This is a genomic window from Streptomyces sp. BBFR102, assembly GCF_051397025.1.
Taxonomy (GTDB): Bacteria; Actinomycetota; Actinomycetes; order Streptomycetales; family Streptomycetaceae; genus Streptomyces.
This window is the reverse complement of sequence record NZ_CP195757.1, coordinates 1,075,647-1,100,552: the sequence shown is the minus strand read 5'-3', so window position 1 is coordinate 1,100,552 and position 24,906 is coordinate 1,075,647. Positions and strand designations below refer to the sequence as shown.

Below are 24,906 nucleotides of genomic sequence, written 5' to 3'. Positions count from 1 at the left end.
GACGGCGGCCGGCGGAGGCGTACCCCGCCGCCCTGCGGGCCCGTCTCATGACCGGCGTCCCAGCGGGGCACGGTCATCGCCGAAACCCCGGCCCGCGCCCTCGGCGACCGCACGGGCTTCCCCGAGGCCCCGGGCCGCTCACCTGCCTCGGACCGCGGCCGGCCCGCCCGTGGCCGGGCCGGAGCCGGGTCAGGAACCGCTGTGAGCCTTCGCCACGGAGGCCACCAGCGCGGTCAGCGCCGGTACCGAGACGCCCGAGCGGTCCGCCTGGCGGAGCAGGGCGTGGCCGACGGCCTCGATCTCCACCGGGCGGCCGGCGGCGGCGTCCCGCTGCATGGAGGAACGCATCCCCTCCGGGCAGCCGTCGAACCTCGCCAGCAGCGCGGACGCCTCCGTCGCCACCCCGACGGCCCCCGCCAGCCGGGCCAACTCCTCCAGCACGGACGTCAGTTCCTCGCGGTGCTCGCTGCGTACGGTGCCCACCGGGGCGGCGTGGCGGGTGGTCAGGAGGGCGAACGGGGCGAGGAAGGCCAGCTTGTCCCAGAGCAGGGCGGCCTCGTCCTCGCGGACCAGGCCACCCATGCCGGCGTCCTCCAGGAGCGCGCCGAGCGCGGCGGTCCGGGCGGCCGGGGCGGAGGCACGGGCCAGCTCGACCCGGCAGAACGGGGTGGCGTGCTCGATGACGCCCGGCGCGGTCCGCGTCGACTCCGCCCAGATGACGGCGGGGACGACCTGCCCGGCCGGGTAGGTCTCCCGCAACAGGGCGACGTGCTCGAAGCCGTTGAGCAGCGGCAGCACCAGGCCGGAGCCGAGCGCGGCGGCCGGGACCCGCTGGAGCGCCTGAGCGAGCCCCGTCTCCTTGGTGGCGACCACGCACAGGTCGACCGGCTCGGTCAGCTCCGTGACCGCCTCGACGGACAGGGTGCCGTCCCCGAAGTGCCCGCTGCGCAGGGTGAGGCCCCGCGCGTCCAGCGCCTTGGCGGTCGGCTCGCTCGCCACCACGATCACCCGGTGCCCCCGGCGGGCCAGCAGCGAGGCCACCAGGCCGCCGATGCCGCCGGGGCCGAGGACCGCCACCGTCCAGGGGGCGGGGTTCTGTTCCGTCGTCGTTCGTGTGTTCATGGGAGCAGGGTGCCAGAGGCCCCACCGCCCCGGCTCCCGGTTTCAGAAGCCGAGCTCCTCGGTGGCCCGGGCCTTGGCGACCGCGTCCTCCTCGCCGTCCAGCGCGACCTCGGCGTGGGCCTGGCGGCCCATCGCGAAGAGGGTCAGCTCGCCGGGCTCCCCGGTGACCGTGACCACCGGCGTCCCCCGGTGCGCCACCGCCGTCCGCCCGTCGGGGCGGCGCAGCACCAGACCCACCGGCGCCTTGCGGCCCAGGCCCCGGGCCATCTTCTCCAGCCGGGACCAGAGCACGTCGGAGAAGACCGGGTCCAGCTCGCGGCCCGTCCACTCCGGCTGCGCCCGGCGGACGTCCTCGGCGTGCACGTAGAACTCGACGGTGTTGGCCGCCTCGTCGATCTGCTTGAGACCGAAGGGCGAGAAGCGCGGCGGGCCGGTGCGGATGAGCTGGACCAGTTCGTCGTACGGCTTGGCGGTGAACTCGGCCTGCACCCGCTCCAGGCGGCCCGCCAGCGGCTTGACGAGCATCCCGCCCGCCGCGTCGGGGCGGCGCTCGCGGAGTACCACGTGAGCGGCGAGGTCCCTGGTCAGCCACCCCTCGCAGAGCGTCGGGGCCTCGGGGCCCGCGGACTCCAACAGATCGGCCAGGAGAAGGCGTTCACGCTTCGCATGAGTCGACATGCGGCCAGCCTACGGCCGCCTTCGCGCCCTGGCCACGGCCGCCGCGCCCGCTCACCCTCACGGGCCCGGCACAATGGACGCCATGAGCAGCAGCACGCCCGGACCCTCGGCCGGACTCGACCCGGCCGTCGCCTCCCGCCTCAAGCGCACCGCCGACGGCCTGGTCCCCGCCGTCGCCCAGCAGTACGACACCGGGGAGGTGCTGATGATGGGGTGGATGGACGACGAGGCCCTGCACCGGACCCTCACCACCGGCCGCTGCACCTACTGGTCCCGCAGCCGGGGCGAGTACTGGGTCAAGGGCGACACCTCGGGCCACGTCCAGCACGTCAAGTCGGTGGCGCTCGACTGCGACGGGGACACCCTGCTGGTCAAGGTCGACCAGGTCGGCGCGGCCTGCCACACCGGGGCCCGGACCTGCTTCGACGAGGACGTCCTGCTCTGACCCGCCGGCCGCCGGGCCCCGGCCGGGCGGTCAGCGCGAGGTGTAGCGCAGGGTGATCGTCTCGCCGTCGCGGAAGACGATCCCGTCCGCGTCGCCGGCCCACGGCCGCCCGTCCACCCACGCCAGCGGAGCCCCGAACCGGGTGTCCTCGCGGGGCGTGCCCCACTCGGTGAGGAGCTGGCCGAGGGTGAAGTCGCGCCACTCGGCCGACTCCACGTGGACGGTGCCGGTCTCGTCGTGGGTGTGCAGCGGGCTGTAGCGGGGAGCGGGGCCCGAGCGGTCGATGCCGATGTCGGCGGGGACCGTCACCCGCTCGCCGTCGGCGAACACCTCCAGGGTGGTGTGGATGTGCATCGCCAGCTGCTCCGTGTCGAGCATCGTCAGGCCGGCCGCCTCCACCTGGGCCGCCGTGTTCTTCGCCGCCGGCCACTGCACCCCGCCCGCCACGGCGGCGGCGGGCCCCGCGGCCAGCAGCAGCGCCAGCGAGGCCGCGCAGAGCGTACGGCGCACCAGTGGCAGCGCGCGGCGGGCACGGGCGGCGGAGGGAGAGGGGAAGGAGGCGGGGGAGTGCTGAACAGTCATGGATCATGTTCTAGCGGTCCGGGCCCCCAGAGACGGTCCGCGACACGGAACGCGCCCTGACCGCTCGCCTCCAGCCTCTATCCTTCCGCGCATGGACCTCGACACCTTCCGCAAGCTCGCCCAGGACCGCCGGGTCGTCCCCGTCGGCCGCAAGCTCCTGGTGGACGGCGACACCCCGGTCGGCCTCTACCGCAAGCTGGCCGCCGAACGCCCCGGCACCTTCCTCCTGGAGTCCGCCGAGAACGGCCGGAGCTGGTCGCGGTACTCCTTCGTCGGGGTCCGCAGCGCCGCGACCCTCACCGCCCGTGACGGCGAGGCCCACTGGCTCGGCACCCCGCCCGCCGGCGTCCCCACCGAAGGCGACCCGCTGGCCGTGCTCCGCGCCACCGTCGAGACCCTGCACACCCCCGACGACCCGGCCCAGGACCTGCCGCCCTTCACCGGCGGCATGGTCGGCTACCTCGGCTACGACGTCGTCCGCCGCCTGGAGAGGGTCGGCGAGGGCGGCCGCGACGACCTGCGCGTCCCCGAGCTGACCATGCTCCTCACCTCCGACCTCGCTGTCCTCGACCACTGGGACGGCTCGGTCCTGCTGATCGCCAACGCCATCAACCACAACGACCTCGACACCGGCGTGGACGAGGCGTACGCCGACGCCGTCGCCCGGCTCGACGCCATGGAGGCCGACCTGGCCCGGCCCGTCCTCGCGCCGCCGCTGGCGCTGCCGGAGTCCGAACTCCCCGCCTTCACCGGCGAGTGGGGCGGCGCGGCGTACCGGGCGGCCGTCGAGGACATCAAGGAGCGCATCCGGGCCGGGGAGGCGTTCCAGGTGGTCCCCTCGCAGCGGTTCGAGACGCCCTGCACCGCCTCCGCCCTCGACGTGTACCGGGTGCTGCGCGCCACCAACCCCTCCCCCTACATGTACCTGTTCCGCCTCGACGGCTTCGACATCGTCGGCTCCAGCCCGGAGGCGCTCGTCAAGGTCGAGGACGGCCGGGCGATGGTCCACCCCATCGCCGGGACCCGGCCGCGCGGCGCCACCCCGCAGGACGACCAGGCGCTCGCCGAGGAACTCCTCGCCGACCCCAAGGAGCGCGCCGAGCACCTGATGCTCGTCGACCTCGGCCGCAACGACCTCGGCCGGGTCTGCTCGCCCGGCAGCGTCGAGGTGGTCGACTTCATGTCGGTCGAGAAGTACTCGCACGTCATGCACATCGTCTCGACCGTCACCGGCGAGGTCGCGCCCGGCCGCACCGCCTTCGACGTGCTCACCGCCTGCTTCCCCGCCGGCACCCTCTCCGGCGCCCCCAAGCCCCGGGCCCTCCAGATCATCGACGAGCTGGAGCCGACCCGGCGCGGCCTGTACGGAGGCTGCGTCGGCTACCTCGACTTCGCGGGGAACTCCGACACCGCCATCGCCATCCGCACCGCCCTGCTCCGCGACGGCACCGCCCACGTCCAGGCCGGAGCCGGGGTCGTCGCCGACTCCGACCCGGTCGCCGAGGACACCGAGTGCCGCAACAAGGCCGCCGCGGTCCTGCGCGCCGTGCACACCGCCAACCGGCTCGGTACGGCCTGAGCGGGGCCGGCCGCGCCCACCGGTGCCCCCGCCCCGCCGGCCGGCGGCGCACGTGAGGGATAGTGGAGGGGTGACTTCAGCCGTACCCCAGCCCCGAACCGAAGCCGCACCGCCCGGCGGGCCCGGCGGAGCCCGCCGCGGCGCCCGGCGCAGCCTCGCCCTGGCGCTGCTGCTCGGCGCCGTCGGCGCTGCGGTCTCCCTGCTCGCCACCCGCCAGACCTGGGCGCGCGGCAGCGTCGCGGTGGCCGGCGGCGACTTCCCGCTCACCGCCACCGGCAGCGACGTCACCGGCGTCCCCGCCGCCCTGGCCGTCGTCGGCCTGGCCGCGCTCGTCGCCGTCCTCGCGGTCCGCCGCGCCGGCCGCTACCTGGTCTCCGGGCTCCTGGCCCTCTCCGGCGCGGGCACCGTCGCCGCCGCACTGCTGGGCGTCGGCGACAGCGCCGCCCTGGACGAGAAGGCCGCCGAGGCCAGTGGCGACACCGCCGCCGCCGTCACCGGCCTGACCCACACCGGATGGCCCTACGCGGCCGTCGTCGGCGGCGCCCTGCTGCTCGTCGCCGGGCTGCTCGCCCTCTGGTTCGGCCGCCGCTGGCCCGCCATGTCCGGCCGCTACGAGCGCGACGGCACCCCCCGCGCCCGCAAGACCGCCCCCGCCGTCGACCCCGACCGGCCCGAGGACCTGTGGAAGGCCCTGGACCGGGGCGAGGACCCGACCCGCGAGAGTTGACCGGGCCGCGCCGCACCCCGAGCGCGCCCCACTCGCCGCCGTACGGAACAATGAGCGCCGAGCCCCGCCGTCACGACGCGGCGCCGGGATCATTCCGTAACCCCTTACAGCAACCGAGGAGCAAGACATGTCGGGCAGCAGCCACGGCCACACTCTGGCCGCGTGGACCGGCGTCATCATCTCCTTCATCGGCTTCTGCGTGGCCGGTGTCTTCATGGTGATGGCCAACGTCGTCGGTTTCTGGGCCGGAATGGCCGTCATCCTGGCCGGTGCCGCCGTCGGCGGCATCATGCACCTGATGGGCCTCGGGCAGAAGCGGATGGGCCGCGCGGCCGTCGAGCAGAAGACCGCCAACGCCGCCTGACCGGTCGCCGCACCCGCAGCGGGGCCCCGCCGGCACGTCCGGCGGGGCCCGCGCGCGTTCAGGCCCGTTCGGCCCACCCCGGGCGCGGCCGGCTGGGCGCCGGGGAGCGCGCCGGGCCACAATGCCCGCGTGAGCGCTCCCGCCGAACCGGCCGCCCCGCCGCCCACCGCCGGCCCCCCGAGGCCCCCCGGCCCCGCCCGAAGGCTCGCCGTACCCGCCGGGGTGCTGGCCGCCACCGTCGCGGCCTTCGCCTACGTGGGCACCGTCGACCCCAACGAGCCAGGCCACTACCCGGCCTGCCCGCTGCTGACGTACGCCGGGATCTGGTGCCCGGGCTGCGGCGGGCTGCGCAGCGCCCACGCCGTCTGGCACGGCGATCTGGCCGCCGCCCTGACCGCCAACGCGCTCGCCGTCGCCGGGTACGCGCTCTTCGCCGCCGGCTGGCTGGTGTGGGCGGTGGGCGCGGCCCGGGGGCGGCCGTTCCGGCCCGCGTTCGGGCGGGCGCACGCCTGGGCCGCCGGGGTGGCCCTCATCTGTTTCGGCGTGGCCCGAAACCTGCCCCAAGGGGCCTGGCTGCACCCCTGACCCATCCCCGGGGCACCACTGCTGAGCTGCGACGGAACACACAGGACGGAGAACCTGGACTGTCCACCGGGTGGGACCGGAGCCGACCGGATGCGCTCCCACCGGCCCCCGGCCGCTACCATCGCAGGTGCCTCCTCCTCCGCGGCGTCATGACCGGACGCGTCCGGATCGAGGCGGGGGTCACCGAGACCACCAGCACTACCGTTCGGGAAAGGGGGCCGCTCGCGTGAGTGTGCTCGACGAGATCATCGACGGAGTCCGTGCCGACCTCGCGGAGCGGCAGGCGCGCGTCAGCCTCGACGAGCTCAAGGAGCGCGCGGCCGCCGCCCCCCAGGCCCGCGACGGCTACGCCGCGCTGCACGGCGACGGCGTCAGCGTCATCTGCGAGGTCAAGCGGTCCAGCCCCTCCAAGGGCGCCCTGGCCGCCATCGCCGACCCGGCCGGCCTCGCCGCCGACTACGAGGAGGGCGGCGCCTCCGTCATCTCCGTCCTCACCGAGCAGCGCCGCTTCGGCGGTTCGCTCGCCGACCTGGAGGCGGTCCGCGCCAAGGTCGACATCCCGGTCCTGCGCAAGGACTTCATCGTCACCGCCTACCAGCTGTGGGAGGCCCGCGCGTACGGCGCCGACCTCGCCCTGCTGATCGTCGCCGCCCTCGACCAGCCCGCGCTGGTCTCCCTCATCGAGCGCGCCGAGTCCATCGGGCTCACCCCGCTCGTCGAGGTGCACGACGAGGAGGAGGCCGAGCGCGCCCTGGAGGCCGGGGCCCGCGTCATCGGCGTCAACGCCCGCAACCTCAAGACCCTCAAGGTCGACCGCGGCACCTTCGAGCGCGTCGCCCCGGAGATCCCCGCCGACCGCGTGCGGATCGCCGAGTCCGGCGTCCGCGGCCCGCACGACCTCATCGCCTACGCCAATGCCGGCGCCGACGCCGTCCTGGTCGGCGAGTCGCTGGTCACCGGCCGCGACCCGAAGACCGCCGTGGCCGACCTGGTCGCCGCCGGCGCCCACCCGGCGCTGCGGCACGGACGGGGCTGACCAGCCCATGCCCATGCCCCTGGCCCGACCCCGGCGTGCCACGCCGGCCGCCTGCGGACCGCCGCGCCTGATGCGCGGCTGCCGTCCGCGAGGCTGCCGCGCGCCCGCCCGCCGGGTCCACGGGCGCCGGGTGCGGTACGTCATCGGGGACGAGCCCGGACAGGTCAACGGCATGCGATGGTGCCGCTGAGCGACAGCTCAGCGACCGCCCCCTTCCCTCCCGGCCCCGGCGCGCCAGCGCGCCCGCGCCGCCGCGCCCCGGCGCGCCCGGAGGCGGTCCCACGCATCCCTGCCGATCCGTCCGCCTCGCTCAGGAGTTCCGTCATGCCCAGCGAGTTCTTCCGTCCCGACCCCGAGGGGCTCAGCCCCGACGCCCAGGGCTACTTCGGCCCCTACGGCGGCAAGTTCATCCCGGAGGCGCTGGTCGCCGCCGTGGACGAGGTCGCCGTCGAGTACGACAAGGCCAAGTCCGACCCGGCCTTCGCCGCCGAACTGGACGGCCTGCTCGTCCACTACACCGGCCGGCCCAGCCCTCTCACCGAGGTACGCCGCTTCGCCGAGCACGCCGGGGGTGCCCGGGTCTTCCTCAAGCGGGAGGACCTCAACCACACCGGCTCCCACAAGATCAACAACGTTCTCGGCCAGGCCCTGCTGACCCGCCGCATGGGCAAGACCCGGGTCATCGCCGAGACCGGCGCCGGCCAGCACGGCGTCGCCACCGCCACCGCCTGCGCCCTCTTCGGCCTGGACTGCACCATCTACATGGGCGAGGTCGACACCGAGCGCCAGGCGCTCAACGTCGCCCGGATGCGGATGCTCGGTGCCGAGGTCGTCGCCGTGAAGTCCGGCAGCCGCACCCTCAAGGACGCCATCAACGAGGCGTTCCGCGACTGGGTCGCCAACGTCGACTCCACCCACTACCTCTTCGGCACGGTCGCCGGGCCGCACCCCTTCCCCGCCATGGTCCGCGACTTCCACCGGGTCATCGGCGTCGAGGCCCGCCGCCAGGTCCTGGAGCGCGCCGGGCGGCTGCCCGACGCCGCCGTGGCCTGCGTCGGCGGCGGCTCCAACGCCATCGGCCTCTTCCACGCCTTCCTGCCCGACACCGGCGTCCGCCTCATCGGCTGCGAGCCCGCCGGGCGCGGCGTGGAGACCGGCGAGCACGCCGCCACCCTCACCGCTGGCGAGCCCGGCATCCTGCACGGCTCCCGCTCCTACGTCCTCCAGGACGAGGAGGGCCAGATCACCGAGCCCTACTCGATCTCCGCCGGGCTCGACTACCCGGGCATCGGCCCCGAGCACGCCCACCTCAAGGACACCGGCCGGGGCGAGTACCGGGCCGTCACCGACGCCGACGCCATGGAGGCGCTGCGGCTGCTGTCGCGCACCGAGGGCGTCATCCCGGCCATCGAGAGCGCCCACGCCCTCGCCGGGGCGCTCGACGTGGGCCGCGAACTGGGCCCCGAGGGCCTGATCGTCGTGAGCCTCTCCGGGCGCGGCGACAAGGACATGGACACCGCCGCCCGCTACTTCGGGCTGTACGACGTGGACGCCGAGGTCGCGGCGGACGAGGAGGGCACCAAGTGAGCGGGAACATCCAGCTGCTGGACGACACCCTGGCCCGGACCCGCGAGGAGGGCCGCGCCGCCCTCATCGCCTACCTGCCGGCCGGGTTCCCCACCGTCGACGGCGGCATCGACGCGATCAAGGCCGTCCTCGACGCGGGCGCCGACATCGTGGAGGTCGGGCTTCCGCACAGCGACCCGGTGCTCGACGGGCCCGTCATCCAGACCGCCGACGACATCGCCCTGCGCGGTGGCCTGAAGATCGCGGACGTGCTCCGCACCGTCCGCGAGGCCCACCAGGCCACCGGCAAGCCCGTGCTCGTCATGACGTACTGGAACCCGGTCGACCGCTACGGCGTCGACCGGTTCACCCAGGAGCTGGCCGAGGCCGGCGGCGCCGGGTGCATCCTGCCCGACCTGCCGGTGCAGGAGGCGGACCTGTGGCGCGAGCACGCGGCCAAGCACGGCCTCGCCACCGTCTTCGTCGTCGCCCCCAGCAGCCGCGACGCCCGGCTCGCGGAGATCACCGCGGCCGGCTCCGGCTTCGTCTACGCCGCCTCCCTGATGGGTGTCACCGGCACCCGCGACTCCGTCGGCGAGCAGGCCCGCGCCCTGGTGGAGCGGACCCGCGCCGCCGGGCCGCTGCCGGTCTGCGTCGGCATCGGCGTCTCCAACGCGGTCCAGGCCGCCGAGGTCGCCGAGTTCGCCGACGGTGTCATCGTCGGCTCCGCCTTCGTCAAGCGGATGCTCGACGCCCCGGACGCCGCCGCCGGCATCGACGCCGTCCGCGCGCTCGCCGCCGAACTCGCCGAAGGCGTCCGCCGCACCGGCTGAGCCGGGCACTTGGGGCGCGCCGGACCCGGGCGGTGTTCGCACGCCCGGCCCGTCCCCTCACCCGTACGGGTGGACCTCGGCCCGGACAGGCGCATACGCGCCGGTCCGGGTCGTTTGTCCGGGTGTGAGTGAGACGAACCGTGAGGGAAAGCGCGCCGCCCGTGAGCGGCTCCAGGCCGAGCGTGCCAAGGAAGAGGTCCGGAGCAAGCGCCGCCGGGGCCTGGTGGCCGGCGGCGCGGTGGTGGGGGTGCTCGCCCTCGCCGCCGCCGTCGGCGTCATCGCGGCCAACGCGGGCGAGACCGAGCAGCAGGCCGGCCCGGTCGTCGCCCCCAAGGGTGCCGCCGGAGAGGACGGCCTCGCCATCCCCGCCGGCGACGCCTCCGCCAGGTCCACCCTGGTCATCTGGGAGGACTTCCGCTGCCCGGCCTGCGCCAACTTCGAGAACACCTACCGCTCGACCATCCACGAGCTGACCGAGAAGGGCCTGCTGAAGGTCGAGTACCACCTCGCCACCCTCATCGACGGCAACATGCGCGGCGAGGGCTCGCACCGCGCCGCCAACGCCGCCGTCTGCGCCCAGGACGCCGGGAAGTTCCCCGAGTACCACGACGTCCTCTTCGCCAACCAGCCGCTGGAGACGGACGACGCCTTCGCCAGCAACGACCGCCTGCTGGAGCTGGCGGGGAAGGTGGACGGCCTGGTCACCCCCGAGTTCCGCTCCTGCGTGCGGGACGGCGGCCACGACGCCTGGGTCGCCGAGTCCCACAAGGCGTTCCAGAAGGGCAACTTCCCCGGCACCCCGACCGTGCTGCTCAACGGCAAGAGCGTCTTCGGCGACCAGAAGGACCCGCTCACCCCCGCCAAGCTCAAGCAGCTCGTCGAGGAGAAGGCCGGAGCCTGACCGGGACCGGCACCCGCCCCCGGCGCCGCACGGGGGCACGCCGGCCCCGTTATGGAGCCGTTGCCCGGCCGGGGGCCCCGTCCCCGCGCCGGGCACGGTAGCGTCGGGTCTTGCCATGGACCTTGCCTATATCCCCAGCCCCTCGCACGGTGTGCTCTACCTGGGCCCCGTACCGTTGCGCGGCTACGCGTTCTGCATCATCATCGGCGTCTTCGTGGGCGTCTGGTACGGCAACCGGAGGTGGGTCGCGCGCGGCGGCCGTTCCGGCACCGTCGCCGACATCGCCGTGTGGGCCGTACCCTTCGGCCTCGTCGGCGGTCGCCTCTACCACGTCGTCACCGACTACCAGCTGTACTTCGGTGAGGGCCGCGACTGGGTGGACGCCTTCAAGATCTGGGAGGGCGGCCTCGGCATCTGGGGCGCCATCGCGCTCGGTGCCGTCGGCGCCTGGATCGGCTGCCGCCGCCGCGGCATCCCGCTCCCGGCCTACGCCGATGCCCTCGCCCCCGGCATCGCCTTCGCCCAGGCCATCGGCCGCTGGGGCAACTGGTTCAACCAGGAGCTCTACGGCCGCGCCACCGACCTGCCCTGGGCGGTGAAGATCACCAGCGTCGACGGCGGCCGGGTCCCCGGCACCTACCACCCGACCTTCCTCTACGAGTCGCTGTGGTGCGTCGGCGTCGCCCTCCTGGTGATCTGGGCCGACCGCCGCTTCAAGCTCGGCCACGGCCGCGCCTTCGCCCTGTACGTCGCCGCCTACTGCGCCGGGCGGGCCTGGATCGAGTACATGCGCGTCGACGAGGCCCACCACATCCTGGGCCTGCGGCTCAACGTCTGGACGGCGATCATCGTCTTCGTCCTGGCCCTCACCTACATCGTGCTCTGCGCCCGGCTGCGCCCCGGCCGCGAGGAGATCGTCGAACCGGCGGCCGAGGACGACGGGATCACCGGCTCGGATGACGCCGAGGACGACGGCGCCGGGCCCGCGGACACCGCGGCGGCCGGCGCCGGCAGCGGCAAGGACCTCCGCAAGAGCCCGGGGAAGACCGGCAACGACTGACCCCGGCCCGACTGCCGAAGGCCGCCGCCTCCCTCCGGGGAAGCGGCGGCCTTCGCCGTCGTACGAGCCCGGGCCGCGGGCCCGCCGTGGTCGGTCCCCCGCGCCTCCAGCGGCGGCGTCCGCCGGGCCGCCGCGACCACCGCCGCGCCCACGGACCGCCCGTCGGGCAGCGCCTGCGCCCCCGCCTCGACGGCCACCGCCGTCACGTGGACACCGCCGGGCAGGCCGCGTCGATCTCGGACCGGTACGGCAGCGAGGCGGCCCCGCCCGGCCGCCCCAGGGACAGCGCGGACGCCGCCGACGCCCACTCCAGCGCCCGTGCCGTCGGCCTCCCCTCGCAGAGTGCCACCGCCAGGGCGCCCGCGAAGGCGTCCCTGGCGCCCGTCGTGTCCACCGCCGTCGCCTCCGGCGCCGGCACCACCATCGGCTGCCCGCCCCGCGCCGCCCACAGGCACCCCGCCGCTCCCAGCGTCACCACCGCCTCGGGGACCAGCTCCAGCAGAGCGCGCACCGACCGGTAGGGCTCGACGCGTCCGGTCAGCGCCGCCGCCCCGTCCTCGTCCACCACCAACAGGTCGGTCGCCGCCAGAAGCTCGTCCGGAAGTGGGCCCGTGGGCGACGGCGCCAGCACGGTCCGCACCCCGTGTTCGCGGGCGGCCAGCGCCGCACCGGTCACCCCGGACAGCGGCGGGCCGGACGACAGGAGCAGCGCGTCCCCGCTGCCGATCAGCGCCACGTCGCGTGGGGCCGCCACGGTCAGCGCCGCGTCGGCGCCGGGCACCGCCACAACCGTGGGGGAGCCCGAGGCGTCCACGGTGGTGGCGGTGCCGCTGGGCCCCGGCACCGTCCGCAGCGCATCCACGTCGACGCCCTCCCGCACCAGCGCCGCCCGCAGCAGCTCGCCGTACGCGTCGGCGCCCACCGCCCCCGCCAGCGACACGGCCGCTCCCGCGCGGGCCGCCGCCACCGCCTGGCGCCCGCCGCTGCCACCGGGCACGGCGTGGAACTCCCGCCCCGGGGCGGCCTGTCCGAGGTCGGGCGCCCGCTCGGCACGGGTGACGAGTTCCCTCCGCACACTGCCGAACACCACGATGTGGGTCATACGGTCCTGGCCTCCTGGAGGGTGAGTGCCGCGAGGGTGTCGAAGCCGACGCCGTCGAACCCGGCGACGGCCGTGCTGAGCCGGTTCTTCAGGGGCGTGGTCCACCGGCCGCCCAGGGCGTCCGGGTGCCCGGCGAGCAGCCCGGCCACCGAACCGGCGGTGGCGCCGTTGGAGTCGGTGTCCCAGCCGCCGGAGACCGCCCGGGTCACCGCCCCGGCGAAGGCGCCGCCGGAGTGGGTGAGGGCCGCCGCGACCAGCGCCGCGTTCGGCACCACGTGCACCCAGTGGTACGCCCCGTACTCCTCGTGCAGCCGGTCCACCACCACCTCGAAGTCCGCCTCCGCCGAGGCGAGTTCGCGCCCGCGCCGGACCGCGCGGGCCAGCCGCGAGTCCGGCGGGACCACGCCGAGGCCCGCGTCGAGGCAGCCGTGCACGTCACTGCGGCCGCCCGCCGCCTCGGCGATCACCGCCGCCGCGAACATCGCCCCGTAGACGCCGTTGCCGGTGTGGGTGAGGACCGCGTCGCGGTGCGCCTGCTCGGCCGCGCCGGCCGGATCGCCCGGTCGGGTCCAGCCGTGCGCGTCGGCCCGGATCTGCGCGCCGATCCACTCCCGGAAGGGGTTGCGCCGCCGCGCGGTGTCCGGCGGCTCCACCCCGGACAGCAGATTGCGGTACGCGACGCGCTCGGCGGTGAAGGTCCGCCCGGCCGGCAGCTCGTCCAGCCAGAGCCTCGCCAGGTCCCCGGTGGTGAACTCCCGCCCGTGGCGCCGGATCAGGGTCAGCGCCAGCAGGGCGTGGTCCAGGTCGTCGTCGGGCGGCATCCCGTCGATGTTCTCGGCGAGCGAGGTGGCGGCGCTGCGCCGGTTCCACGGGTGGGCGCGGGCCGGACCGGGCGGCAGCCCGCGCGCGGTGAAGTACCCGGCGAGCGGCCAGTTCCCGGTGGCCCGGGCCAGTTCCCTGATCGCGGTCAGCTCCAGCTTCTCCACCGGCTTGCCGAGCAGGCACCCCGCCGCCCGCCCGAGCCACGCCGCGTGCAGCCGGTCGCCGAGGCCGGGCGCGACCCGGTCCGGGCCCGGCGGCGCCGGCCACAGCGGGCAGGCCGCGCGGATCGCGGGGAAGGCGGTCGGCTCCCGGGTCTCGGTCGAGCGGGGCAACGCGTCGAGCCGGTCGAGGAGTTCCTCGGCGAGCGCCCGCAGCCTCGGCGAGGCCGGCACCGGGGAGGCGCCGCCCCGCTCGGGGACCTCGGGTCCGCCCGCCGCCAGCCAGCGGGCCCGCGCCTCGGTGGTGTCGCGGCCCTCCTCGTCGCACTGGCGCAGCTCGTGCCCGATCAGGTCCTCCGGCTGCGTCCAGGTGACCCGCAGCGGCCCGCTCACGCGCCCGGCCCCGCGTCCGCGAGCGCCCCGCCGGCCAGTGCGGCGAACGCCTCGGCGTGCGCCCGGTTCCTGGCCTGGTCCCGGGCGAAGACCTCCCGCGCCACCTCGGCCAGCCGCGCCGCCGGGCCGTGCAGGTCGAGCCGGCTCGCCTCGGCGACCCGCTCGGCCCACTCCCCGGGCACCGCCGCCGCCCCGCCGAGCGCGCCCGCCACGGCACCGCCCATGGTGGCGATCGAGTCGCAGTCCCGCCCGTAGTTGACCGCGCCCAGCACGGTGCGCCGGTAGTCGCCCTCGCCCACCACGAGCATGCCGAGCGCGACGGGCAGTTCCTCGACGGCGTGCAGCCGGGAGGGCCGGCGGGCGCCGAGGGAGGGGGCGCGGTAGTCGGGGCCGACCGTGTCGAAGGGGGCGACGGCCCGCCGCAGCGGCTCCAGCGCCGTCTCGAAGTCCCGGTGTTCGTCAGCTACTTCGCAGACCGCCTCGATCGCGGCGCGGGTGCCGTCCTTGGCCAGCGCCAGGCAGGTGTCGACCACCGAGGTGACGGTGGCGCCGGGCGCGCAGGCCGCCGCCACCGCCGCCGCGAAGACCCCGGCCGCCTCCCGCCCGTACGAGGACTGGTGCGGCGCCGCCACCTCCAGCGCCTCCGCGTACGCGGCCTGCGGCCGGGCGGCGTTGACCAGCCCGACCGGCGCCATGTACATCGCCGCCCCGCAGTTGACGATGTTCCCCGCGCCCGCCTCGCGCGGGTCGACGTGCCCGTAGTGCACCCGGGCCACCAGCCACTTCTCGGCGAGGAAGACCCGCTGGAGCGGCAGCGCGGACGCCTCCAGCTCCGGAATCCACCGCGGTTCGCCGATCATCCGCGGCACCAGGTGCCCGGCGACGGCGTACGCGTCGAGGTGGTCGCGGACCTCCTCGTACACCTCGATCAGCAGACGGGTCATCAAGGTGTCGTCGGTGACGTGCCCGTCGCCCTTGTGGTAGGGCGCGATGGGCCGGGCGGTACGCCAGTCCTCGTGCCAGGGGCCGACGATGGAGCGGACCCGGCCGCCGTGCCGCCGGCTGATCTGCTCGGGCGTCCAGCCTTCGACGGGGCCGCCCAGCGCGTCGCCGACGGCCGCGCCGAGGAGGCTGCCCGTGATCCGGTCGTCCAGGGTCGATGTGAGCGTCATGCCCGAATCATCCCCCCGGCGTGCCTCCGTCCCCCGGTACGAGACGCCCGGCGAGTTCCACCAGATCGGTGCCGGCCAGCCACGGCAGCGCGCACCCCGACAGCGTCCGGCACGCCTGCCGCCAGCTCTCCGGCACGGCCGCCGGGCCCGAGAGCGCTCCGGTCAGCGCGCCGGCCAGCGCGGGCGCCGAGTCGGCCACCCGGGAGAGGCAGGCCGCCGCCGGGACCGCGCCCGCCGGGGACCCCCCGGCCGCCACCGCGAGGGCGAGCGCCACCGGCACCGTCTCGGCGGCGGCGATGCCGTAGCTGTAGACGTGGTCGACGATCCGGTGCTCCAGCAGCGGCACCAGGCCGAACGCCCCGCCGGCGGCCCTGGCCTGCTCGGCGAGGTGCAGGGCCTGGCGGGCGTTGCGGCCGATCTCGGTGGCGGCGGGCAACTGGGCGAGGGCGAGGCGGGCCGCCGCCTCGGGGCCCGCCCCGGCGAGGGCCCCCGCCAGCGCCGCCGCCATCGCCCGTGCCCCGTGCACGCCGTCGCCGTCCTGGGTGTAGCGGGCGTCGTGCTCGGCGAGGGCGGCGGCGGCGACCGGATCACCCGGGTGGGCCAGTGCGAGGACGCAGGCCCGCACGCAGGCGGCGTCGTCGAAGTAGTGCGGGTTGTCGTGGCCGGTGGCGGGCGGCCCGAGCCCCGCCGCGAGGTTGCCGAGCCCGGCGCGGACCGAGATGCGGGCCCGCAGCGGCAGTACCGCCGACTCGACCTCGGGGGCGTCGGCGGACGCCTCGGCCACCTCTGCGGCGAGCCGGCGCCAGGCGGCGTCGACGGCCCCCCGCACCCCGCCGGGCGCGCCCTGCCCGGCCACCACGGTGAGGGCGGTGAAGGCGGCCCACTCGGCGTCGTCGGAGGGGCCGAGCCGCAGCGGTTCGGGCGGCTGGTTGAGGGCGATCGGCACCGGCAGGGTGGTGGTCGCGTTCTCCTCGGCGAAGGTGTCCAGCTCCCGGGTGAGTCGCCGGGTCCAGCGCGGCATCCGGGCCGCCCGGTGCCGGGCGGCGGGCCACCCGGCCGCGTCCCCGGCCGCCAGGCCCAGCAGCATCGCCTCGGCGCGGGCGGCGAGGTCCAGGGCGGCGGCCGGCGGGGCCGGCAGTGGGACCGCGGCCGTCGCCGGGGACGCGTCGACGCCGGGGGCGGGCCCTTCCAGGGGGCTCACCGGCCGGCTCCGGCCGGGTCGAGGGCGGCGAGGCCGGCGGCGGCCGGCACCGCCGGGCGGGGGCCGCGCCCCGGCGGGCCGCTCGCGCCGAGCCGCCGCAGCGCCCGGTCGGCGGGCCCGGCCGGGGCCTCCTCGGGCAGGTCGGGGCAGTACCCGGCGGGGGAGTGGCGGGCCGGTTCCTCCGGGTCGGGGGTGAGCAGGTCGGCGACGTCCAGGACGTGCAGGCCCGCCATGGACGGCAGGCAGGAGCCGCGCACCGGGCCGATCCGCGCGGCCCACTCGGCGGGTACCGCCGCCGCCCCGCCCAGCGCCCCGGCGAGGGCACCGGCCACGGCGGCGGTGGTGTCGGCGTCGCGGCCCATGTTGACGGCGGTCAGCACGGCGGCCGGGAAGACCCCGCGGGCGGCGGCCAGCGCCCCGAAGGCGAGGCCGACCGCCTCGGGGGCGAGGTCGGTCCACGGGTAGCCGCCGATGACGACGGCCGAGCGGACCGCCTTCTCGCCCCGGTCGGCGGCGGCCACCGCCCGCCTGAGCGACCGGGCGGTCCAGGAGTCGGCGGGGATCACGGACAGGGCGGCGGCCACCACGCCGTCGGTGTGCGCGCCGCCCATCGCCGCGGCCACCCCGGCGGCGACGGCCTGGCCGCCGTAGATGCCCTCCCCGTCGTGGCTGACGGTGCCGTCCACGGCGACCAGCCGGGCCGCCTCCTCGGGCCGGCCCGCCGCGAAGACGCCGAACGGGGCGGCGCGCATCGCCAGGCCGTCGCTCCAGGCGTGCCGGTGCTGGGCGGTGATCGGGGCGGTCAGGCCGCGCCGCAGGTTCTCCAGGGTGCCGCGTTCGCTGAACCCGGCGCCCCGGAACGGGCCCTCGTCGAGGTCGGCGATCCACCGGTGCCAGGCCGCCTCCACCCGGGCGGTGGTCAGCCCCGACCCGTACCGGGCCAGCAGCAGCCCGGAGAAGATCGCGTACTCGGTGTCGTCGGTACCGGCCGGGTGCTCGGCGACGTACCCGGTGATGCGGCCCCAGCGGCGGCGGATCTCGGAGGGCTTGAGGTTCTCGGCGGGGGCGCCCAGCGCGTCGCCGACGGCGAGGCCGAGCAAGGCGCCCCGGCCGCGTTCGCGCAGGGCGGCGGGGAGCGGGAGGGTCGGGCGGGTCGGTGCCATCGCGGGCCTCTCTCGGACGGGCCGCGCGGACTCGGCGAGCGGGCGGCGCGGAACGCGGGCTTCGTGGCCTTCAGGCGACATGTCTGCCACGCGGGGGGTCCGACTGCCGCGCCAGGGGGCCCTTTGTCACTCCTTCGACACCCTCCCAGGGGTGCGTACGGCCGGTCGCCGGCCGCTCACCGAGGGTGCGAAAGCGCAGGTAAGTACGGCCTTCCTTGCTGGCAGGGGCAGGTTTTCGGGCGTACTTTCGCACCCGTGAGGGCCGGTCCGCACCAGGCGTGACCAGCCGGCGAGAGAGGGGCTCACCGCAGTGGCGTTCATCGACAACGAGGCCGCGCTCCACGGGGCGCACCGGGACAACCACACCCACCGCGACGTCAACGGCGGCTGGCTGCGTCCCGCGGTGTTCGGCGCGATGGACGGCCTGGTCTCGAACCTCGCGCTGATCACCGGCGTGGCGGGCGGCTCGGTGGCGCAGCAGACGATCGTGCTGACCGGCCTCGCGGGGCTCGCGGCGGGCGCGTTCTCGATGGCCGCGGGGGAGTACACCTCGGTCGCCTCCCAGCGCGAACTGGTCGAGGCGGAGGTCGCGGTGGAGCGCCGCGAGCTGCGCAGGCACCCCCGGGACGAGGAGGCGGAACTGGCCGAGCTGTACGTCTCGCGCGGGGTCGAGCCGAAGCTCGCCCGCGAGGTGGCGCGGCAGCTGTCGGCCGACCCGGAGCAGGCGCTGGAGATACACACCCGGGAGGAACTGGGCGTCGACCCCGGTGACCTGCCCTCGCCGATGGTGGCCGCCGTCTCCTCGTTCGGGGCGTTCGCGGTCGGCGCTCTGCTGCCGGTCCTGCCCTACCTGCTGGGAGCGCACACGCTGTGGCCGTCCGTCGTGGCGGCGCTGGCCGGGCTCTTCGGCTGCGGGGCGCTGGTGGCACGGGTGACGGCGCGCAGCTGGTGGTTCAGCGGATTGCGCCAGTTGGCTCTGGGGGGCGCCGCCGCCGGTGTGACGTATCTCCTTGGCAGCCTTTTCGGCGCGAGCCTAGGATGATGGCTATACAGGGGGCCGCATAATATTCCGTTACTCGGCGGTTTCGATTGTTTGACCGCGGGGCATGAGCCGTTACGCGCCGCGGGCAACGAAGCCCCTCGCAGCCGGGCCGGGCATCGAACCGCCGCGCAGTCCCCCTCGGGCATCCACCTCCGATGTCCGCATGATGGAACGTGTTATCCGTTTACCGAGATGCGCTTCATCATGTAACTTGCTGGAAATTTCGCAGAGGGCCAACGTCGTCCCTCGGCACCTTGCATATGCCACTGACGACGACGGGAGAGCCGATGCGTACGCCGCGCCAGCCGTCCCAGGCTTCCGGGAACTCGGCCACCACCGAACCCGCCTGGTCCCACATGGACGCCCGCCCTGCCCAGCAGGGCCTCTACGATCCGCGCAACGAGCACGACGCCTGCGGCGTCGGCTTCGTGGCCACGCTCACGGGCGAGCCGAGCCACACGCTGGTCGACCAGGCACTCACCGTTCTGCGGAACCTGGAACACCGCGGCGCCACCGGCTCCGAGCCCGACTCCGGCGACGGCGCGGGCATCCTCACCCAGGTCCCCGACGCCTTCCTCCGCGAGACCGCCGGCTTCGGCCTGCCCGAGGCCGGCGCCTACGCCGTCGGCATCGCCTTCCTCCCCGAGGCGGGGACCGACGAGGCCGCCGCCCGCATCGACGCCCTCGCCGCCGAGGAGGGCCTGACCGTCCTCGGCTGGCGCGAGGTCCCCGTCGCCCCCGCCCTGCTCGGCGCCAGCGCCCGCGCCACCATGCCCGCCTTCCGGCAGCTCTTCGTCACCGCCGAGGGCGCCACCGGCATCGCCCTGGACCGGCTCGCCTTCGTGCTCCGCAAGCGCGCCGAGCGCGAGGCCGGCGTCTACTTCCCCTCGCTCTCCTCGCGGACCCTCGTCTACAAGGGCATGCTGACCACCGGGCAGCTGGAGCCGTTCTTCCCGGACCTCTCCGACCGCCGGTTCGCCAGCGCCATCGCCCTGGTCCACTCGCGGTTCTCCACCAACACCTTCCCGAGCTGGCCGCTCGCCCACCCGTACCGCTTCGTCGCCCACAACGGCGAGATCAACACGGTCAAGGGCAACCGCAACTGGATGCGCGCCCGCGAGTCCCAGCTCGCCTCCGAGCTGTTCGGCGGCGGCGACAAGGACCTCTCCCGGGTCTTCCCCGTCTGCACCCCGGACGCCTCCGACTCCGCCTCCTTCGACGAGGTCCTGGAACTGCTCCACCTCGGTGGCCGCTCGCTCCCGCACAGCGTGCTGATGATGATCCCCGAGGCATGGGAGAACCACGCCTCCATGGACGCCTCCCGGCGGGCGTTCTACCAGTACCACGCGGCGATGATGGAGCCCTGGGACGGCCCCGCCTGCGTCACCTTCACCGACGGCACCCAGGTCGGCGCGGTCCTCGACCGCAACGGCCTGCGCCCCGGCCGCTACTGGGTCACCGACGACGGCCTCGTCGTCCTCGGCTCCGAGGTCGGCGTCCTCGACATCGACCCCGCCAAGGTCGTCCGCAAGGGCCGCCTCCAGCCGGGCCGCATGTTCCTCGTCGACACCGCCGAGCACCGCATCATCGAGGACGACGAGATCAAGGGCGCGCTCGCCACCGAGCAGCCCTACCGGGAGTGGGTCGAGACCGGCACCATCGAGCTGCACGACCTGCCCGAGCGCGAGCACATCGTCCACACCCACGCCTCGGTCACCCGCCGCCAGCAGACCTTCGGCTACACCGAGGAGGAGCTGCGCGTCATCCTCGCCCCGATGGCCAAGGCCGGCACCGAGCCGATCGGCTCCATGGGCACCGACACGCCCATCGCCGCGCTCTCCAAGCGCCCCCGGCTCCTCTTCGACTACTTCACCCAGCTGTTCGCCCAGGTCACCAACCCGCCGCTGGACGCCATCCGCGAAGAGCTGGTCACCTCGCTGTACTCGGTGCTCGGCCCGCAGGGCAACCTGCTGGAGCCCACCGCGGCCTCCTGCCGCTCGGTGACCCTGCCGTTCCCGGTCATCGACAACGACGAGCTGGCCAAGCTCGTCCACATCAACGCCGACGGCGACATGCCCGGTATGAAGGCCGTCACCCTCTCCGGGCTCTACCGCGTCTCCGGCGGCGGCGAGGCCCTCGCCGAGCGCATCGAGGAGATCCGCGCCGAGGCCGACGCCGCCATCGAGGCCGGCGCCCGGCTCATCGTCCTCTCTGACCGGCACTCCGACGCCGAGCACGCGCCGATCCCCTCGCTGCTGCTCACCGCCGCCGTCCACCACCACCTCATCGGCACCAAGCAGCGCACCCAGGTCGGGCTGCTCGTCGAGGCCGGGGACGTCCGCGAGGTCCACCACGTCGCCCTGCTCATCGGCTACGGCGCCGCCGCGGTCAACCCCTACCTCGCCATGGAGTCCGTCGAGGACCTCGTGCGGGCCGGCACCTTCCTGCCCGGCATCGAGGCGGAGACCGCCATCCGCAACCTCATCCACGCCCTCGGCAAGGGCGTGCTGAAGGTCATGTCGAAGATGGGCATCTCCACCGTCGCCTCCTACCGAGGCGCCCAGGTCTTCGAAGCGGTCGGCCTGCGGGACGACTTCGTCCGCACCTACTTCTCCGGCACCACCTCCAAGATCGGCGGCGTCGGCATCGACGTCGTCGCCCGCGAGGTCGCCGCCCGCCACGCCAAGGCGTACCCCGCCTCCGGCGTCGCCCGCGCCCACCGCGCGCTGGAGATCGGCGGCGAGTACCAGTGGCGCCGCGAGGGCGAACCGCACCTCTTCGACCCGGACACCGTCTTCCGCCTCCAGCACGCCACCCGCAACCGGCGCTACGACATCTTCAAGCAGTACACCGGCCGCGTGAACGAGCAGTCCGAGCGGCTCATGACGCTCCGCGGCCTCTTCGGCATCACCAGCCACCGCCCCGCGATCCCCGTCGAGGAGGTCGAGCCGGTCTCGGAGATCGTCAAGCGGTTCTCCACCGGCGCCATGTCGTACGGCTCCATCTCCCAGGAGGCGCACGAGACCCTCGCCATCGCCATGAACCAGCTGGGCGGCAAGTCCAACACCGGTGAGGGCGGCGAGGACGCCGAGCGGCTCTACGACCCGGCCCGGCGCTCGGCCATCAAGCAGGTCGCCTCCGGCCGCTTCGGCGTCACCAGCGAGTACCTGGTCAACGCCGACGACATCCAGATCAAGATGGCCCAGGGCGCCAAGCCCGGCGAGGGCGGCCAGCTCCCCGGCCACAAGGTCTACCCGTGGGTCGCCAGGACCCGGCACTCCACGCCCGGTGTCGGCCTCATCTCGCCGCCCCCGCACCACGACATCTACTCCATCGAGGATCTCGCCCAGCTGATCCACGACCTGAAGAACGCCAACCCCAGGGCCCGCATCCACGTGAAGCTGGTCTCCGAGGTCGGCGTCGGCACCGTCGCCGCCGGTGTCTCCAAGGCCCACGCCGACGTCGTCCTGGTCTCCGGCCACGACGGCGGCACCGGCGCCTCCCCGCTGACCTCCCTCAAGCACGCGGGCGGCCCCTGGGAGCTGGGGCTCGCCGAGACCCAGCAGACGCTGCTCCTCAACGGCCTGCGCGACCGCATCGTCGTGCAGACCGACGGCCAGCTCAAGACCGGCCGCGACGTGGTCGTCGCCGCCCTGCTCGGCGCCGAGGAGTTCGGCTTCGCCACCGCGCCGCTGGTCGTCTCCGGCTGCGTCATGATGCGCGTCTGCCACCTGGACACCTGCCCGGTCGGCATCGCCACCCAGAACCCGGTGCTGCGCGAGCGGTTCTCCGGCAAGGCCGAGTTCATCGTCAACTTCTTCGAGTTCATCGCCGAAGAGGTCCGCGAACTCCTCGCCGAGCTGGGCTTCCGCTCCATCGAGGAGGCCGTCGGCCACGCCGAACTCCTCGACACCGAGCGGGCCGTCGCCCACTGGAAGGCCGAGGGCCTCGACCTGGAGCCGCTCTTCCACGTCCCCGACCTGCCCGACGGCGCCGTCCGCCACCAGGTCACCACGCAGGACCACGGCCTGGAGAAGGCCCTCGACAACGAGCTGATCAAGCTCGCGGCCGACGCGCTCGCCGCGCACACCGCCGAGGACGCGCGGCCGGTCCGCGCCCAGGTCGCCATCCGCAACATCAACCGCACCGTCGGCACCATGCTCGGCCACGAGGTGACGAAGAAGTTCGGCGGCGCCGGCCTGCCCGACGACACCATCGACCTCACCTTCACCGGCTCCGCCGGCCAGTCCTTCGGCGCCTTCCTCCCGCGCGGCGTCACCCTGCGCCTGGAGGGCGACGCCAACGACTACGTCGGCAAGGGCCTCTCCGGTGGCCGCGTCGTGGTCCGCCCCGACCGCGCCGCCGACCACCTCGCCGAGTACTCGACCATCGCCGGCAACACCATCGGCTACGGCGCCACCGGCGGCGAGATCTACCTGCGCGGCCGGACCGGCGAACGGTTCTGCGTCCGCAACTCCGGCGCCACCGTCGTCTCCGAGGGCGTCGGCGACCACGGCTGCGAGTACATGACCGGCGGCCACGCCGTGGTCCTCGGCGAGACCGGCCGCAACTTCGCGGCCGGCATGTCCGGCGGCACCGCCTACGTCATCGACCTCGACCCCGACCGGGTCAACGCCGGCAACGCCGCGGCCGTCGAGGCACTCGACGACACCGACCGCCGGTGGCTGCACGACGTGCTGCGCCGCCACCAGGAGGAGACCGGCTCCACCGTCGCCGAGAAGCTCCTCGCCGACTGGGAGAACGCGCTGACCCGCTTCAGCAAGATCATCCCGACCACGTACAAGGCAGTGCTCGCCGCCAAGGACGCCGCCGAGCGGGCCGGTCTGAGCGAGACCGAGACCACCGAGAAGATGATGGAGGCGGCGACCCATGGCTGACCCGAAGGGCTTTCTCACCACCGGCCGCGAGGTCGCGCGGTCCCGCCCCGTCGAGGAGCGGGTCCGCGACTGGAACGAGGTCTACGTCCCCGGCTCCCTGCTGCCGATCGTCTCCAAGCAGGCGTCCCGGTGCATGGACTGCGGCATCCCGTTCTGCCACAACGGCTGCCCCCTCGGCAACCTCATCCCCGAGTGGAACGACTACGCCTACCGCGAGGACTGGCAGGCCGCCGGCGAGCGGCTGCACGCGACCAACAACTTCCCGGAGTTCACCGGCCGCCTCTGCCCCGCCCCGTGCGAGTCGGCGTGCGTGCTCGGCATCAACCAGCCGCCCGTCACCATCAAGAACGTCGAAGTCTCGATCATCGACAAGGCCTGGGAGACCGGCAACGTCCTCCCGCAGGCCCCCGAGCGGCTCTCCGGCAAGACCGTCGCCGTGATCGGCTCCGGCCCGGCCGGACTCGCCGCCGCCCAGCAGCTCACCCGCGCCGGGCACACCGTCGCCGTCTACGAGCGCGCCGACCGCGTCGGCGGCCTCCTGCGGTACGGCATCCCCGAGTTCAAGATGGAGAAGCGGCACATCAACCGCCGCATTGAGCAGATGCGCGCGGAGGGCACCAAGTTCCGCACCGGTGTGGAGATCGGCCGCGACATGCCCGCCGACGCCCTGCGCCGCCGCTACGACGCCGTGGTCATCGCCGCCGGCGCCACCACCGCCCGCGACCTGCCCGTCCCCGGCCGCGAGCTGAACGGCGTCCACCAGGCGATGGAGTACCTGCCGCTCTCCAACAAGGTGCAGGAGGGCGACTACGTCACCGCGCCGATCACCGCCGAGGGCAAGCACGTCGTCGTCATCGGCGGCGGCGACACCGGCGCGGACTGCGTGGGCACCGCCCACCGCCAGGGCGCGGCCTCCGTCACCCAGTTGGAGATCATGCCCCGCCCGGGCGAGGAGCGGAACGCGAACCAGCCCTGGCCGACCTTCCCCATGCTCTACAAGGTCACCTCCGCGCACGAGGAGGGCGGCGAGCGGGTCTACTCCGTCTCGACCACCCACTTCGAGGGCGACGAGGAGGGCGACGTCCAGTGGCTCCACCTCGCCGAGGTCGAGTTCCAGGACGGCAAGCTGAAGCAGAAGCCCGGCACCGAGCGGAAGATCCCGGCCCAACTGGTCACCCTCGCCATGGGCTTCACCGGCACCGACCAGGAGAACGGCCTGGTCTCCCAGTTCGGACTGGAGCTGGACGCGCGCGGCAACATCGCCCGCGACGACCACTACGAGACCAACGTCCCCGGCGTCTTCGTGGCCGGCGACGCCGGCCGCGGCCAGTCGCTGATCGTCTGGGCCATCGCCGAGGGCCGCTCCGCCGCCCGCGGCGTGGACCGCTTCCTCACCGGCACCAGCGCCCTGCACGCCCCCGTTCGCCCGACCGACCGGTCGCTGACCGTCTGACCGGCCGAGCGCGCACCGGCCCCC

General features: G+C 74.9%; 22 protein-coding genes. 14 read left to right on the top strand and 8 right to left on the bottom strand.

What is annotated here, in order from left to right; genetic code table 11:
* Nucleotides 1–189: 189 nt before the first annotated feature.
* Entirely contained in the window at nt 190–1,122 is a 933-nt protein-coding gene (locus tag ACSLIC_RS05030) for a ketopantoate reductase family protein (RefSeq protein ID WP_436736463.1), read from the bottom strand.
* 42 nt (nt 1,123–1,164) lie between these two features.
* Nucleotides 1,165–1,800: a TIGR03085 family metal-binding protein gene (locus tag ACSLIC_RS05025; protein ID WP_436736462.1), complete on the bottom strand. Its 636-nt coding sequence runs from the start codon at nt 1,798–1,800 to the stop codon at nt 1,165–1,167.
* A gap of 82 nt (nt 1,801–1,882) precedes the next feature.
* Between ACSLIC_RS05025 and hisI the strand changes: the two genes are divergently transcribed.
* Nucleotides 1,883–2,245, top strand: a complete 363-nt coding sequence (hisI, locus tag ACSLIC_RS05020) for a phosphoribosyl-AMP cyclohydrolase (protein WP_436736461.1) — start codon at nt 1,883–1,885, stop codon at nt 2,243–2,245.
* Between the two features lie 30 nt (nt 2,246–2,275).
* Here hisI and ACSLIC_RS05015 read toward each other — a convergent pair whose 3' ends face one another.
* Entirely contained in the window at nt 2,276–2,827 is a 552-nt protein-coding gene (locus tag ACSLIC_RS05015) for a hypothetical protein (RefSeq protein WP_436736460.1), read from the bottom strand.
* Nucleotides 2,828–2,918: 91 nt separating this feature from the next.
* Here ACSLIC_RS05015 and ACSLIC_RS05010 point away from each other — a divergent pair, with 91 nt between their 5' ends.
* The 10 genes from ACSLIC_RS05010 (at nt 2,919) to lgt (ending at nt 11,478) form a co-directional block, all read left to right on the top strand.
* On the top strand, nt 2,919–4,406 hold the full coding sequence (locus tag ACSLIC_RS05010; RefSeq protein WP_436736459.1) for an anthranilate synthase component I: 1,488 nt from the start codon (nt 2,919–2,921) through the stop codon (nt 4,404–4,406).
* A gap of 70 nt (nt 4,407–4,476) precedes the next feature.
* Nucleotides 4,477–5,133 carry a TIGR02234 family membrane protein gene (locus ACSLIC_RS05005; RefSeq protein ID WP_436736458.1) on the top strand — a complete coding sequence of 219 codons (657 nt, stop codon included), beginning with the start codon at nt 4,477–4,479 and terminating at the stop codon, nt 5,131–5,133.
* A gap of 127 nt (nt 5,134–5,260) precedes the next feature.
* A complete protein-coding gene (locus ACSLIC_RS05000) occupies nt 5,261–5,497 on the top strand; it encodes an HGxxPAAW family protein (protein WP_436736457.1) in 237 nt (78 codons plus the stop codon).
* A gap of 129 nt (nt 5,498–5,626) precedes the next feature.
* Entirely contained in the window at nt 5,627–6,082 is a 456-nt protein-coding gene (locus tag ACSLIC_RS04995) for a DUF2752 domain-containing protein (protein ID WP_436736456.1), read from the top strand.
* A gap of 226 nt (nt 6,083–6,308) precedes the next feature.
* Complete coding sequence (trpC, locus tag ACSLIC_RS04990) at nt 6,309–7,118, top strand: indole-3-glycerol phosphate synthase TrpC (RefSeq protein ID WP_436736455.1); 810 nt, start codon at nt 6,309–6,311, stop codon at nt 7,116–7,118.
* Nucleotides 7,119–7,131: 13 nt separating this feature from the next.
* Nucleotides 7,132–7,308: a tryptophan biosynthesis modulator TrpM gene (trpM, locus tag ACSLIC_RS04985; RefSeq protein WP_087776441.1), complete on the top strand. Its 177-nt coding sequence runs from the start codon at nt 7,132–7,134 to the stop codon at nt 7,306–7,308.
* Between the two features lie 134 nt (nt 7,309–7,442).
* A complete protein-coding gene (gene trpB, locus ACSLIC_RS04980) occupies nt 7,443–8,705 on the top strand; it encodes a tryptophan synthase subunit beta (protein ID WP_436736454.1) in 1,263 nt (420 codons plus the stop codon).
* Nucleotides 8,702–9,517 carry a tryptophan synthase subunit alpha gene (gene trpA / locus ACSLIC_RS04975; RefSeq protein WP_436736453.1) on the top strand — a complete coding sequence of 272 codons (816 nt, stop codon included), beginning with the start codon at nt 8,702–8,704 and terminating at the stop codon, nt 9,515–9,517. Before trpB ends, trpA begins: the two co-directional genes overlap by 4 nt.
* A 124-nt stretch (nt 9,518–9,641) precedes the next feature.
* Nucleotides 9,642–10,418 carry a thioredoxin domain-containing protein gene (locus ACSLIC_RS04970; RefSeq protein WP_436736452.1) on the top strand — a complete coding sequence of 259 codons (777 nt, stop codon included), beginning with the start codon at nt 9,642–9,644 and terminating at the stop codon, nt 10,416–10,418.
* A gap of 115 nt (nt 10,419–10,533) precedes the next feature.
* Nucleotides 10,534–11,478, top strand: coding sequence for a prolipoprotein diacylglyceryl transferase (gene lgt, locus ACSLIC_RS04965; RefSeq protein ID WP_436736451.1), 945 nt, complete (start codon nt 10,534–10,536; stop codon nt 11,476–11,478).
* A gap of 202 nt (nt 11,479–11,680) precedes the next feature.
* Here lgt and ACSLIC_RS04960 read toward each other — a convergent pair whose 3' ends face one another.
* Genes ACSLIC_RS04960 through ACSLIC_RS04940 form a run of 5 tightly spaced genes read right to left on the bottom strand, consistent with a single transcriptional unit; the run spans nt 11,681 to nt 17,489 of the window.
* Entirely contained in the window at nt 11,681–12,580 is a 900-nt protein-coding gene (locus ACSLIC_RS04960; protein ID WP_436736450.1) for a PfkB family carbohydrate kinase, read from the bottom strand.
* Nucleotides 12,577–13,953: an ADP-ribosylglycohydrolase family protein gene (locus ACSLIC_RS04955; RefSeq protein WP_436736449.1), complete on the bottom strand. Its 1,377-nt coding sequence runs from the start codon at nt 13,951–13,953 to the stop codon at nt 12,577–12,579. The genes ACSLIC_RS04960 and ACSLIC_RS04955 overlap by 4 nt, the downstream gene beginning before the upstream one ends.
* Nucleotides 13,950–15,125 carry an ADP-ribosylglycohydrolase family protein gene (locus ACSLIC_RS04950; protein WP_436736448.1) on the bottom strand — a complete coding sequence of 392 codons (1,176 nt, stop codon included), beginning with the start codon at nt 15,123–15,125 and terminating at the stop codon, nt 13,950–13,952. The genes ACSLIC_RS04955 and ACSLIC_RS04950 overlap by 4 nt, the downstream gene beginning before the upstream one ends.
* 7 nt (nt 15,126–15,132) lie before the next feature.
* Complete coding sequence (locus tag ACSLIC_RS04945) at nt 15,133–16,326, bottom strand: ADP-ribosylglycohydrolase family protein (protein WP_436736447.1); 1,194 nt, start codon at nt 16,324–16,326, stop codon at nt 15,133–15,135.
* Entirely contained in the window at nt 16,323–17,489 is a 1,167-nt protein-coding gene (locus tag ACSLIC_RS04940) for an ADP-ribosylglycohydrolase family protein (protein WP_436736446.1), read from the bottom strand. The genes ACSLIC_RS04945 and ACSLIC_RS04940 overlap by 4 nt, the downstream gene beginning before the upstream one ends.
* A 310-nt stretch (nt 17,490–17,799) precedes the next feature.
* On the opposite strand from ACSLIC_RS04940, the gene ACSLIC_RS04935 reads away from it, so the two are divergent.
* The 3 genes from ACSLIC_RS04935 to ACSLIC_RS04925 all read left to right on the top strand — a co-directional run bounded on the left by ACSLIC_RS04935 (nt 17,800) and on the right by ACSLIC_RS04925 (nt 24,882).
* Entirely contained in the window at nt 17,800–18,531 is a 732-nt protein-coding gene (locus ACSLIC_RS04935) for a VIT1/CCC1 transporter family protein (protein WP_436736445.1), read from the top strand.
* 287 nt (nt 18,532–18,818) lie between these two features.
* Nucleotides 18,819–23,429: a glutamate synthase large subunit gene (gene gltB, locus ACSLIC_RS04930; RefSeq protein ID WP_436736444.1), complete on the top strand. Its 4,611-nt coding sequence runs from the start codon at nt 18,819–18,821 to the stop codon at nt 23,427–23,429.
* Nucleotides 23,422–24,882 carry a glutamate synthase subunit beta gene (locus ACSLIC_RS04925; protein ID WP_436736443.1) on the top strand — a complete coding sequence of 487 codons (1,461 nt, stop codon included), beginning with the start codon at nt 23,422–23,424 and terminating at the stop codon, nt 24,880–24,882. The genes gltB and ACSLIC_RS04925 overlap by 8 nt, the downstream gene beginning before the upstream one ends.
* Nucleotides 24,883–24,906: the final 24 nt, after the last annotated feature.